The 12,670-nt window shown below is 71.3% G+C and carries 8 protein-coding genes, 3 pseudogenes and 1 riboswitch; of the genes and pseudogenes, 5 read left to right on the forward strand and 6 right to left on the reverse strand.

Translation table 11 applies throughout. The features are described 5' to 3' along the window. Positions 1–283, forward strand: a pseudogene (locus JNW89_RS13715) (hypothetical protein); the annotation flags it as partial. A gap of 871 nt (positions 284–1,154) precedes the next feature. Here the strand turns inward: JNW89_RS13715 and JNW89_RS13720 are convergent. Beyond that, positions 1,155–6,611: a carboxyl transferase domain-containing protein gene (locus tag JNW89_RS13720; protein ID WP_238449212.1), complete on the reverse strand. Its 5,457-nt coding sequence runs from the start codon at positions 6,609–6,611 to the stop codon at positions 1,155–1,157. 979 nt (positions 6,612–7,590) lie between these two features. Continuing rightward, the gene (locus tag JNW89_RS13725; RefSeq protein WP_238449213.1) at positions 7,591–7,989 is read right to left on the reverse strand and encodes a hypothetical protein; all 399 of its coding nucleotides are present in this window, start codon (positions 7,987–7,989) and stop codon (positions 7,591–7,593) included. 253 nt (positions 7,990–8,242) lie between these two features. Continuing rightward, positions 8,243–8,385, forward strand: a riboswitch (cobalamin riboswitch). A gap of 37 nt (positions 8,386–8,422) precedes the next feature. Here JNW89_RS13725 and JNW89_RS13730 point away from each other — a divergent pair. From JNW89_RS13730 to JNW89_RS13740, 3 genes and pseudogenes are all read left to right on the forward strand, one after another. Continuing rightward, positions 8,423–8,626 carry a CbtB-domain containing protein gene (locus JNW89_RS13730; protein WP_238449214.1) on the forward strand — a complete coding sequence of 68 codons (204 nt, stop codon included), beginning with the start codon at positions 8,423–8,425 and terminating at the stop codon, positions 8,624–8,626. After that, positions 8,617–9,321, forward strand: a pseudogene (locus tag JNW89_RS13735) (CbtA family protein); the annotation flags it as partial. The gene JNW89_RS13730 and the pseudogene JNW89_RS13735, both read left to right, overlap by 10 nt. A gap of 77 nt (positions 9,322–9,398) precedes the next feature. Continuing rightward, positions 9,399–9,977: a histidine phosphatase family protein gene (locus tag JNW89_RS13740; protein ID WP_238449215.1), complete on the forward strand. Its 579-nt coding sequence runs from the start codon at positions 9,399–9,401 to the stop codon at positions 9,975–9,977. Positions 9,978–10,228: 251 nt separating this feature from the next. Here JNW89_RS13740 and merB read toward each other — a convergent pair whose 3' ends face one another. The 3 genes from merB to JNW89_RS13750 are packed head-to-tail and all read right to left on the reverse strand — an operon-like array spanning position 10,229 to position 11,877. Next, positions 10,229–10,492 carry an organomercurial lyase gene (gene merB / locus JNW89_RS38750; RefSeq protein ID WP_375155090.1) on the reverse strand — a complete coding sequence of 88 codons (264 nt, stop codon included), beginning with the start codon at positions 10,490–10,492 and terminating at the stop codon, positions 10,229–10,231. Next, positions 10,429–10,728 carry a hypothetical protein gene (locus tag JNW89_RS13745; RefSeq protein ID WP_238449231.1) on the reverse strand — a complete coding sequence of 100 codons (300 nt, stop codon included), beginning with the start codon at positions 10,726–10,728 and terminating at the stop codon, positions 10,429–10,431. Before JNW89_RS13745 ends, merB begins: the two co-directional genes overlap by 64 nt. Positions 10,729–10,761: 33 nt before the next feature. Next, complete coding sequence (locus tag JNW89_RS13750; protein ID WP_238449232.1) at positions 10,762–11,877, reverse strand: ATP-dependent DNA ligase; 1,116 nt, start codon at positions 11,875–11,877, stop codon at positions 10,762–10,764. A gap of 135 nt (positions 11,878–12,012) precedes the next feature. Between JNW89_RS13750 and JNW89_RS13755 the strand changes: the two genes are divergently transcribed. Beyond that, the gene (locus tag JNW89_RS13755) at positions 12,013–12,222 is read left to right on the forward strand and encodes a hypothetical protein (RefSeq protein ID WP_088963283.1); all 210 of its coding nucleotides are present in this window, start codon (positions 12,013–12,015) and stop codon (positions 12,220–12,222) included. A gap of 11 nt (positions 12,223–12,233) precedes the next feature. Here the strand turns inward: JNW89_RS13755 and JNW89_RS13760 are convergent. Beyond that, positions 12,234–12,670 (reverse strand): annotated as a pseudogene (locus JNW89_RS13760) (GNAT family N-acetyltransferase); the annotation flags it as partial.

The following is a 12,670-nucleotide window of genomic DNA, read 5'->3' on the forward strand; positions in this document are numbered from 1 at the left end:
CGCCACCCCGGACCGGCCGAGCATCGTCCAGGGACAGATCGCCGCCGCCACCAGCGGCGCGTTCGGAGACGTCCGGTTCACCCGGCGCACCGGCGGCGGTGACCTGTTCGTCAACCCGCTGATGGCGATGTACTTCACCGTCGACCTCGACAAACTCGCCGCCCGATGCCTGTACCTCGACCGCATCGAGAACACCATCGGCAGGCGACAGGTCATCACCCGCATCCAAGCGTTCCGCGACGAACTCCTCAACGCACGCATCCCCCGCGCGTTTCCCCACTGAACGCCCGGACGGCGGCAGATCCGTGGTGCACCTGACCATGGCCGTCTCCCGAGGAACGTCGCGCACACCCGTCGCTGCCCCGTCTCGTGGCTGCGGATCACCGGCGTCGAGGCTCGCCCATCTTGAGATGACCCGGCGGGTCCCGTCGGGCGTGCCCGCCCGACAGAACGCGCCTTCGCTACCGCGCCGCCTCGACGCCCTGGAACGCCAGGTCGAGCAGGAGCGTTAGGTGCGGTGCGACGTCCGCCGCCCGACCCTCAGCCCAGTCGCGCATGGCGGCCTCGAAGGCCTGCGCCATGCGTGCGGTGATCAGCGCCGGCGGGATGTCGGTGCGGACGGCCCGAGCCGCCGCGCCCCTCCTCGATCATGCGTTCCACCACCCCGTAGGACGGGCGGGCGGGCTCCCTGGCCCAGCAGGCTGGCATGCCGGATGGGCAGGGGTGTAGACGAATCTGGCGAGCTGTTCGTTGGCCACCATGCGGGTCGCCGCGTCGGCGAGGAGACCCCGCATGCGAGGTAGCGCGTAGGCAAACGTTGACTTCGTCCTGGTACCGCAGGACGGCGACGGAGCAGGCAAAGACCCCGGGAGCCTTCTCGGACTTTGTCGACCGGAGAAACCTGAGGCGTTGAACGCGGATAAACGGCCTGCGCAGGGAGACCTCAAACCCTCCGTGTTAAGGGTGGAGTTGAGGTTTCAGCCTGCGGTCGTGGCAGCCGCCCGAAGTGATCAACGATCACACCGCGATCCCACAGGCCGTCGAGGATCTCCTGCCGGTAGGAGGCGCCACTACGGTCATCGGCACCACAGCGGAGCATCGAGATCGTTCTCCGGCCGGGGACTCCCTGGTGGAAGTCCCGGCCGGGCAGGGAGTCAGAGCAGGCGCGACTCGATGGCGTCGATGATGCGCGGACGCAGCTCGGCGGCGCGGATGACGGCGTCCACCGAGCCGACCTCGACGGCGCGCTGGATGTTGTGAACGCGGTCGAACTCCGTGGCGACTTCGCCGAGCTTCTCCGCGCGCACCGAGGAGCGCAGCTCGTCGAGTTCCGCGGTCAATGCGGCGCGTGCGGTGCCGGCCGCGGCCGCGGCGCGGGCCTCCAGGTCCCGCACCCGGGGGTCGGCTGCTGTGCGGGCGTTGACGTCGGCGGAGAACACCACTGCGGCGGCGGGGGCGCCGCCGAGGACCGAGGCGTACGAGCCTTCCAGCGCGAGGACGGTCATGTTCGGGTTCAGCGCCTTCGAGAACACCACGAACGCGCCGCCGTGGTACCGCGAGATCACGCAGAAGACGATGGGCCCTCGGAAGTTCACGATCGCCCGGCCGATCTCGGCGCCGTACTCCAACTGCAGCTTGCGCATCGACTCCGGTGAGCCGTCGAAGCCCGACAGGTTCGCCAGCACCACCAGCGGCCGGTTGCCGCTGGCCGCGTTGATCGCCCGCGCGGCCTTCTTCGACGACCGGGGGAAGAGCGTTCCCGCCGTGTAGGTGTCCGGGCCGTCGGTGGGCGGAAAGCCGCGCCGTGGCACGGCTCGTGACTCGATGCCTAGCAGGCACACGGGGATGCCGCCGAGGTGTACGTCCTGCACCACCGCGGTCTCCGCGTCGGCCATGCCCGCCCAGCGCTCCAGCACCGGGTGGTCCTGGTCGGAGAGCGCCCGCATCACGGTCCGGATGTCGAACGGCTTCTTGCGTTCCGGGTTGGCCTCCGCGGAGAAGATCTCGCCGACGGTGCCGAAGGCGCTGCCCGGCACGTCGTGCGGGAAGGTGGAGATGTCACGGTCCACGGGGTCGGTGGTGCTCGCCCGCCGCGGCGCCTCCTCGCCGGCCGCGACGTACGTGTGGTCGTAGTGCGACATCAGCACGTCCCGCGCGGCGGTCAGGTTCGGCGCCCAGTACTGCGCCTGCCCGTTCGGTCCCATCACCCGGTCGTAGCCGCCGATGCCGAAGTTGTCCTCGGCGGACACCCCACCGGAGAAGTCGAGCGACTGCTTGCCGGTGAGCACCATCGCCGAGTCCGGCGTCATCACGAGGACGCCCTTGGTGTGCATGAGCATTGTCGCCTCGGCGTTCCAGTACGGCTGCGCGCCGACGTTGATGCCCGCGACGACGATGTTGATCTCACCGCCGGCCTGGGTGAACTCGACGATCCGCTTGAGCGCCGCGGCCACCCAGTCCATGTTCTCGGTGCCCGAGGTCATGGAGATCCGGGCCCCGGCGGACAGCGCCCACCACTCCAGCGGCACCCGCATCCGCTCCGCCAGGTCGAGCGCGGCGATCACGCGCCGGCACTCCGGCTCCGACAGGGCGCCCAGCGACTTCGTCGGGTCGCCGAGCAGCACGACCCGGGCGACACCCTGCGGATGCCGCGCGGTCGGCGTGGTGACCACTCCGGCGACGATGGCGGCGCTGTTGCGTCCCCTCGGCCGGTCCACGGGCACCAGCGCGTGGTGGTCGTCGAGGTCGTGCTCGACGAAGTCCCCGAGCAGGCCGGTCAGCTCGTACGGGTACACCGTGTTGCGGCTGCTCGCGCGCAGCACCTTCAGCCGGTAGTCGTCGATGGGCTCGACCGGCTCGACGGGCGGCTCGCCGATGGTCAGCTCGGCGTTGCCGGTGACGTCGAAGGAGATCCGGACCGCGATCTTGGTCAGCTCGCCGGTCCGGCGGTCGCGCTGCCGCGCGATGAACAGGATCTCCTCCAGCCCGGCGCCCCCGGTCGTCGGGCGCACGCGCCCGGCGATCTTATCCATCTCCTCGCGGGTGAGCTCGCTCGGCGGCCAGACGTAGACCACGATCCGGTTGGTGGTGAAGCGCGTCTTTGACGGTCGCCGCGACTGGGCGCGGCGGATCGAGTCGAGGCAGGCGGCGATGGCGTCCTCGGTGGTCGGCAGGGCGACCAGCCGACCGTCCTGGTCGCGCAGCTCGGTCAGGTCGCGCACCTGGGCGAACGCGACGAGGCGCTCGTCGGACGGGTTCTCCCGCGCCACGCACTGGAAGAGGTAGACCTCCTCGTCCGAGGACGGCAGCCGGGTCAGGTCGAACTTGTGCAACCGCTCCAGCTGCATCCGCTGCGCGATGTACGGGTGCAGGCCGCGGATCAGCCGGTCCTCGGTGATCTGTGTACCCGACGGGCGGAAGGTGAAGTGGTGGTGCATCACCGCGCCGCCACGACCCGCGACGGTGGTGGTGAGCCGGCGGACCCGCGGCAGCGGGTGCGCGGTGATGACCTCGAGCAGCGCGGCAGCCATCGCGTCGAAGTCCTCCGGCTGATCCTCCCAGCCGAGGTAGAGGTCGGCGTCGACGGCGTTCTCGTCGCTGGCCAGCTCGGCGAGCCCGCGCAGCGCGCTGCCCAACGCGTCGAAGCTCACCGCGGTGGAGACCACGCTGGAGTCCGCGCGCTCGGCGACCACGAACCGGCAGCCGGCGACCTCGCGGGCACGCACGCTGATGAGCGCCTTGTTGCCGTAGTACCGCCGGGTCAGCACCTCCAGCATGACCGTGTTGTCGAGGTGGTCGCGCACGAGCCGCTGGCCGAGCAGCCGGACCAGCGGCTCGGTGCTGCGTACCATCTCCGCGATGCGCTCGGCGCGGTCCGGCGCGTCCGGGTGCGCGTCCAGGTGACGAAGGTGGCCCCGGACCTGGGCGTAAACGCGGGCGCGGTTGCGGCGCAGCAGCGGCTGGGCGAACCAGGCGAACACCACGCCGCGGGCGAGGTCGGCGACCACCGGGAAGCGGACCTGCGTCGCGGCCACCAGCCGCTCCAGCGCGAGGCCGGCGGGCTCGCGAAGCGTCTCGTCCGGCGGCGGCTCCCGCAGCCACGCGCGCAGCAGCGCCGCGACGACCGTGGCGTCGGCGGACGCCCGTTGCTGGGCGAGGAAGATCCGGAACACGGCGGCTTCGAGCTCGGGAGAGCGCTCCAGGTCGGTGACCCCGTAGTGCCCGAGCGCCTTGGCGAGCCGGGCCTGGAACGAACCGGGCAGGCCGGCCCGTTCGATGTCGAGGCTCTGCAGGTACGTGTGGAAGTACTCGCGGGCGCTGTAGACGTGGCCGTCGCCGTCCTCGCCCGTCGGCCGGTTGCGGCTCAGCTCGGTGAGGTCGGCGAACACGGTGACCAGGTCGAGCTCCTCGGCCAGGGGCCGGTGACCCTCCTCGGTGGCCGCCCGCCGCGCGGTGAGGTAATCGTCGAGCACTCGACGGTCGTCGTGCGGGTCGACGTCGAAGCCGAGCAGTAGGCCGCGCAGGTCCTCCTGGCCGCGCCTGCTGCGCCGGTACGCCGGAACCTCCTCGGACGCGGCGGGCAGGTCCAGCTCGACGGGAACGGCGGCCGGGCCGCTCGCGGTCTCGGCAGCCCCGTCGGTGAGTGGCTCCAGCCGCAGCAGCGGCGCACCGGCCTCCACCTGGCTGCCCACAGAGACGGCGCACTCCTTCAGCCGCGCCCGGAACGGCGCCCGCAGCACCGTCTCCATCTTCATAGCTTCGAGCACCAGCACCGGCGCGCCCGCCTCGACCTCGTCGCCGGCCTCCAGTGGCGTGGCGACGACCAGCGCGGGCATGGGGGAACGGACGACGCCGCCCTCGTCGCGGCTGACCCGGTGCGTCACGCCGTCCACCTCGACCAGGTGGGTGGGCCCGTGGGTGCCGGTGAGCAGGCGGTACCGGGAGCCGTTGACGACGATGTGGCCGGTGTGCTGGTCAAAGCGGTCAAGTTCGACGTCGGCGGTGCGTACGGCGGAACCCGCCTCGATGCCGACGCGGAACCGGTGCGCGCCGACCCGCGCCACGCGCATGCGGTAGGTGACGCCGCGCAGTTTGAGGTCGAGCGGCCGGCCGCTGCGGTGCTGCACCTGCGGGCGCCCGCCGGACGCCGTCGACAGCAGCCGCTGCCGCTCGACGCGCTCCTCCTCCTCGTACGCCTCGATGGCGGCGGCGGCCAGCGCGACCGCGGAATGCCGGTGCGCGACGAGCCTGCCCTCACCTCGGACGCGGTCGATCCAGCCGGTGTCCGCGCTGGCGTCGATCACCTCGGGCTGGTCGAGCAGGTCGAGGACGAAGCTCTTGTTCGTCGCCCCACCATCGATGATCACCGTGGTGTTCGCCATCGCCCGGCGCAGCTTGCCGAGCGCCTCGTGTCGGTCACGGCCGTACGCGATGATCTTGGCGATCATCGAGTCGAAGTTGGCCGGAATGGTGTCACCCTCGCTGACGCCGGTGTCCACCCGGATGCCCGGGCCGGTGGGCAGGTCCAGCCGCGCGATCCGACCCGGCGACGGCGCGAAGTCACGGTCGGGGTCCTCGGCGTTCAGCCGGGCCTCGATGGCGTGCCCGCGCTCCGCGGGCGGCTCGCCGTCGAGTCGCCCACCGGAGGCGACGTGCAGCTGCGCCTTGACGAGATCGAACCCGGTGGTCAACTCGGTGATCGGGTGCTCGACCTGCAGGCGGGTGTTGACCTCGAGGAACGCGAACACCCGTTCGCCGGGGTGGTACAGGAACTCGACGGTCGCCGCGCCCCGGTAACCGACCGCCACGGCCAGCCGTTCGGCCGACGCCTTGAGCTCGGCTGCCTGCGCCGGGCTGAGCACCGGCGACGCCGACTCCTCGATGACCTTCTGGTTGCGTCGCTGCACCGAGCAGTCGCGGACACCGAGCGCCCACGCGGTGCCCTGCCCGTCGGCGATCACCTGGACCTCCACGTGCCGGGCCCCGGTGACCAGGCGCTCCAGGAACACGACGCCGCTGCCGAACGCCCGCGCCGCCTCCTGGCTGGTGCGCTCGTACGCGTCGGCGAGCTCGTCCTCGTTTCTGATCACGCGGATGCCGCGCCCGCCACCGCCCGCGGTCGCCTTCAGCATCAGCGGGTAGCCGATCTGGGCCGCCGCGGCCCGGGCGGCGTCCAGCGTCTCGACGGCGCCGCGGCTCCACGGCGCGACCGGCACGCCGACCTCCTCGGCGATCAGCTTCGCGCCGATCTTGTCGCCGAGCTGGCGCATGGCCTCCGCGCTCGGCCCGACGAAGGTGACCCCGATCTTCTCGCACAGCTCCGCGAACGCCGGATCCTCGGCGACGAAACCCCAGCCGACCCACGCGGCGTCGGCCCCGGCCTCGATCAGGGCCCGCTCCAGCGTCGCCAGATTGAGGTACGGGCGGGCGGATGCCGGACCGAGGTCGTAGGCGATGTCCGCCGCACGTACGAAGGTCGCGGTGCGGTCGACGTCGGTGTAGAGGGCGACGGTCTCGATCGGGACGCCGGTCTCCGCAGCCAACTCTCGGACCGCGTGGATGAGCCGCATGGCAGCCTCACCACGGTTGACGATGGCGACACGGTTGAACACCCGATTGACCCCTTTTGGTAGACCCATGGCGTGCGCGCCGCGAGACGACGGCTCCCGGTAGTGGTTACCCTTCCGCCTGCCGACCGGGAGCGCCATGGCGCTATCACCGAACCACCCACCCGTCATTTGTAGGAAACCACCAAAAGTTTTTGGTCCTCGCACCGCCGGTTCGGGCCCTCGACTACAGCGAGGCCCGGTGGAAAGTCATCGCCCGCGCTGGCGATGCCGAGACGGGTCGGGTGCTGCGGTGGGATTTCGACACCGAGTCCGAAGCCCTCGCCATGATCCAGCGCCTTCTGACGCCGGCGGCAGTTGGCGCAAGCAAGACGGGGATGCCGCCTCGTTTCCACCCCAGTGACGGCCCAGGGCCCGGCCGGCGGTCGCATCCCCCATAGCGCCGCCGGGCCGGATCTGCGTGGTCAGGAGCTGCAGGCGTTGAGCATGCTCTGCAGCGCGCGGCTACCGTCTCTAACGATCATGTCGATCGAAGGGCATGCCTGTAAAGGGACGTCGTACAGCCATCGACTGTTCGGCATCTTCGAGCGCCGCCCGCCGCAGGGCCCAACGTTCGGCTGGTCGGCGGACGCCGCAGTCCGGGGCGGCACCGGCATGGAGCCGCCCCGGACTCGGCCGTGGGTCAGGCGATGCGGTAGGCCCGCTGGATCGTCTGCGTCACCGTGTTGCCAGCGATGTCGGTGGCGCTCAGGCGCAGCGAGTCGTGCCACGTACGCGGGCGTACATGTCTCCCTCGACGTTGCGCAGCGTATGGCGGATCACGTAGTCGCTGCCCTGCCTGCGCCAGTCCCGCGGACCGAACCGCGCCACGACCCTGGTGGTGCCCTCGCCGCGTACGTCACCGTACCAACAGGACGGCGCGGACGGGAAATCAACGAGGCGAGCGGCCCCACCCGGCCCGAACCGCCCTCGAACCGGGCGGTACCAGCCGGCGACGCCGCCGGTCCGAAACCTCAGCGCCTGATCACGTCCGCAGCACGCACAACTGCGCCAAGCTAAAGCCGCCCGAGAGCCGTCCCTGAACCCGCGGCGTCAACTTCCGGCCGGCGGCGACGCGCAAAACCCACCGGCGCAGGACGTCCAGCAGCACGGCACCAGCGGCTACCAGCAGAATCAGGCACGCGGTCACCGCGATACCCCCGTCATCCGCCGGTTCGTGATGCCCGTGCGTCAGGACGGGAGCAGGCGTGTCCGTGCCATCGACGAGCGCCACGGGGGCACCGGCAGCGCCGGTATCGGCCAGCGCATGCGCGACGGGGGCCACTGCTGGGCGGGGCGCGTCCAGACCGGTGGCGCACTGCAGAGCGTGCAGCACGAGAAACACCGCGACCATGACCGCCACCGCCGCGGCGCGGGAATTCACCCGCGTCGCACCGGCTGGCCCTGCCCACATCACCAGGGCAGACTGCGTCACCCCGCCGCCGGTCCGGAACGCCGCGGGCCAGCGGCAGCAAATCCGAGCCGTCAAGGAGAGACTGCGGGGCGCTCGTCGGCCGCGGGCCGGCATGACCTGAGGCGCACGACGCAGCCTGCGAGGTCCCGGAGGGGCCACGCCGTCCTCGACCGTCCACTCACTTGCCGACCTTGCTCACATCGGTCGACTGTTGACCGATCGGTGCCCCACCGTTAGCGTCAGATCGCCATCTGCGGCGGTGTGAGGGAAACCGGTGAAAGCCCGGTGCGGTCGCGCCACTGTAAGCGGCTCCCCCGTCACGGCGGGAGCCGCGAGCCAGGACGCTCCGTCGTCGCAGTCCTGTCGAAGGGGACGCGTCATCCCCGTAGGAGGTTCTAGTCGCATGTCCAGCTCTACCCCTGCTCGCCCCGTTCTCCAGTTGCCAGTGGGCGCCCGGCTGTGGTGGACGGCGCTGGCCGTCGTCGCCGTGCTTCTCCTGCTGGCCTATCTCGTCGCGTTCGACCAGGGCGCGGTGTCGCGCAGCGGCATGTACCTGCACGAGCTGATGCACGACGGCCGCCACCTGCTCGGTGTGCCGTGCCACTGACCACCGGCAACACCACACCTACTTTCGCTGCGCTGCTCCTGCGGGGTGTGATGGCGGGCCTGATCGCTGGCCTGCTTGCGGGCGGCTTCGCCTATCTCGTCGGGGAACCCTCCGTCGAGGCCGCCATCGCCATCGAAGAGCAGGCCAGTCATACCGCTCCGACAGGCGTCGATCATCACGCTGATGACTTGGTCAGCCGCGACGGCCAGCGCGGCGGGTTGTTCCTCGCCACCGGCCTGTTCGGCACCGCGATGGGCGGGCTGCTCGCCACGGCGTACGCGCTGCTGCGCCGGCGGCTGCGCATCCGCGAGGATGCCCACGCCGCCATCGCATTGGCAGCCGCCGCGCTGCTCGGCGTGGTCCTCCTCCCGTTCATCAAGTACCCGGCCAACCCGCCCGCGGTCGGCAATCCCGACACGATCAACCAACGGACCGGCAGCTACCTGGCCATGGTTGTCCTCGGTCTGGTCGCAGTGTGGGCTGGCGCGCTCGCGTACCAGTCCGTCCGCGCATCGGCGGCGCTGCGCAGCGCCGCCGCGGCCTCAGCGTTCCTATCCGTCACCGTAATCGCCTATGCGGCGTTGCCCTCGGTGAACGAAGTACCCGGCGACTTCCCCGCGAGGCTGCTGTGGGACTTCCGCGCCGCCTCGCTCGGCACGCAACTGGTGCTGTGGACGGGCACCGGACTGGCCTTCGCGGCGCTGCTGCCACGTCGCAACGCCGCAGGCAGCGCTGTCGGCGGGCAGACCGACAAGGAACTAGCCCTCGGGCCATGGCAACAACCAGCGTGCGCCTCGTCGCCCACGCCCACACGCCCGCGCTACGACACGCGACCTTCGCCGCTGGAGAAACCGGCCTGGACGAGGGCGGCCGCCGCGCCGCCCTCGCCCTGGCCCGCAACCCCGCCATCAACAGGGCGGACGCGTGCCTCAGCAGCCCCGCGGAGGCAGCCGTCGAGACCGCGCAAATGGTGAGCGGATGCACCCCCACGATCGTGGCGGACCTCGCCGACGGCGACTACGGGCAGTGGACCGGCCGTACCCTTGCCGAGATCGCTGCCGACGACCCTGACGGCCTGCGGTCATGGCTGACCGACCCCCGCGCCGCACCCCACGGCGGCGAGACGATAGCCACGCTCATTACCCGGATCGGCGGCTGGCTCGACACGTACATCGATAGTGGTCTGCGGGTCCTGGCCGTCACCCACCCCATCATCGTGCGCGCCGCCATGGTGCACGCCCTACAAGCACCGCCATCCAGCCTGTGGCGCTTTGACGTCGCCCCAGCAGCGCACCTTCACCTGAGCTCGGACGGTCGACGCCTCCACGTCCGCCTAGACGGCCCAACTTGACCGGCTGAATCTGTCAATCCCCGACGGCGCTACCGCATGCTTGCGTTCTGGAATGAGATGGACCACCCACGCTTGCAGCAATGATGAACTGTCCGGCACCAAGGCCTGGCGTGAAATGGCATGCCCCCACAGGCGCCGGCCCCCGCGGCCCTGATCCCATCCGATCTCAGCATTGGGCGGGCCTGCGCCTTGGTGTCCGATTCTGAAACCCCGCCCTCCCGAGGCGAGCAGCGGCTCCAAGATGTCGCGGCCTAGCGTGACGGCCTGGTCCTGGTCGAGGACGGTGGCGGCCAGACCGGGATGAGCGGCGATCCACGCCTGGGCCTGGAGGCGTTGGTGAAGAAGTTGATGGTGGAGCAGCAGGTATCGACCGAGCGGCCGGTCGCACCGGTGGCCGCGTACACGATCACCGCTTCCGCCGGTTGGTAGGTCGCGGCACCGTTGGTGATGGTCACGCGGACCTGCTGGCCGGTGTGCGGATCGGCAGAGGTGATCGTCGCGTCGGTGCCGAGCATGAACGGCGTGCCCAACGCAGTCTCATCGCCGCCACCACGGCAAGTAGCCCGATACCGGCGGCGACGGCCCACCTCACGCGGCGTACACCTCGGTCCACCAGGACGTAGCCGAGCAGTGCGAGCAGCATGACTAGGCCGAACTGCAGCGACGCGGCTGGCATGGCGAGCAGCGCCGCCGCGGCGAGCCCGGCGACGGTGAGCCGGACCCGGCGGACGAGGTGGGCAGTGGGGGTCACCAGCGAGCCTCCATGATCGTGTCGACCGCCAGGCTACGCCGGGCCGGCGGCGGCCGGCTCCACGGTGGCCGTCGGGTCGCCGCGCAGCACCTGGTCCACGTCGAAGCGAACCGGCCGGTCGAGCTGGTCGTAACGGCAGGACCGGGGGTCGCGGTCGGGTCGCCAGCGGACGAACCGGGCGGTGTGCCGGAACCGGTCGCCCTCCATCGCGTCGTAGGCCACCTCGACCACCAGCTCGGGGCGGAGCGGCTCCCATTCCAGGTTCTTGGTGCCGGTCCAGCGGCTCACCCCGCCCGGGATGCGCTGGCCACGCTCGTGGTCGCCGTGCACCCACGGATGCTCGTCGCCGATGTCCCGGTAGGGGGCCAGCTCCTCCAGCAGCTCCGCGCGCCGGGCCATGGTGAACGAGGCGCTCACCCCGACGTGGTGCAGCACCCCGGCGTCGTCGTAGAGGCCGAGCAGGAGCGAGCCGACCACCGGGCCGGACTTGTGCCAGCGGAAGCCCGCCACCACCACGTCGGCCGTCCGGGCGTGCTTGACCTTGAACATCGACCGCTTGCCCGGCTCGTACGGCAGCTCGGCCGGCTTGACGATCAACCCGTCCAGCCCGGCGCCCTCGAACACGTCGAACCAGCGGCGGGCCGTCTCCGGGTCGGTGGTCACCTGGGTGACGTGCACCGGCGGGCGGACGCCGGCCAGCGCCTGCTCCAGCCGGGCCCGGCGGCGCGGGTACGGCTCGTCGAGCAGCAGCTCGTCGCCGAGGGCGAGCAGGTCGAAGGCGACGAAGTCGGCCGGGGTCGTCTCGGCCAGCAGCTTCACCCGGGAGGCGGCCGGGTGGATGCGCTGGGCGAGCAGCTCGAAGTCGAGCCGGGGCTGGCCGCTCGGACCGTCCCGGCGGATCACGATCAGCTCACCGTCGACGGCGCACCGCTCGGGCAGCTGCCGGCGGGCCTGCTCGACCACCTCGGGGAAGTATCGCGTCATCAGCTTGCCGCCCCGGCTGGCCAGCTCGACCTCGTCGCCGTCGCGGAACACGATGCACCGGAAACCGTCCCACTTCGGCTCGTACGTCAGACCGGGCTCGGTGGGCAGTTTCGCCACGCTCTTGGCCAGCATCGGTTCCACCGGCGGGTTGATCGGCAGGTCCACGGCGACCAGTCAATCAGACGGTGCCGACAGTCGTGAGGCAGATCACCGGCGGTGGCGGTGCGGCGTGTCCTCGTCCGTCCCGCCCGTCCTTCCCGTACGAATCACGTTTGCGCAGCTCAGAGCTACCGTCGCCGGGTGGAGTGGGTGTGCTGCTGCTGCGGGCGGTGGCGGGTCAGCGTGGAGCTGATCCGGGGCCGGCAGCGCTATCGGCTGGTCCGCCGCTATCCGGCCGAGTTCGGCGGCGGCAAGGACGTGCTCGGCGAGGTCGGCACCGTGACCGAGTTGGAGGAGCTGCTGCGCCGGCGTACCCCGCTCGACCTGGCCGACCTCCGCGAAGCCGCCTGACCCCCGCCCCCTCAGGACGCGCTGCGAGCGGTGACCAGCGGCTTCTCCAGCACCGCCAGCAGTACCCCGTTCGGGTCCGGGCGTTGCCCGACGATCCGGTAGCCGTGCCGCGTGTAGAACCGCAGGTTGTCGGCGCTCTCGGCACCGGTGAAGAGTTCGAGTCGGGCGGCCCGACCGGCGCACGCCGCCTCGACCGCGTCCAGCAGCCGGCTGCCGATGCCGCGTCCCTGCTGGTCCGGGGCGATCGAGAGCCGTCCGACGTGGGCGGTGTCGCCGGCCACCCGGGCGCGCACCGAGCCGACCAGCCGGTGCCCGGCCCGCGCGGCGAGCACGATCGTCGGCCCGGCCAGCACCGCCCGGACCTCGTCGAGGGTCTCGGTCAGCGGTGGCAGGAGCGGGTCGGCGTAGCGCTGGGCCTCGTGACGTAGGCGGCGCGCTGCACGGTGAG

This window comes from Micromonospora sp. 4G55 (assembly GCF_016803375.1).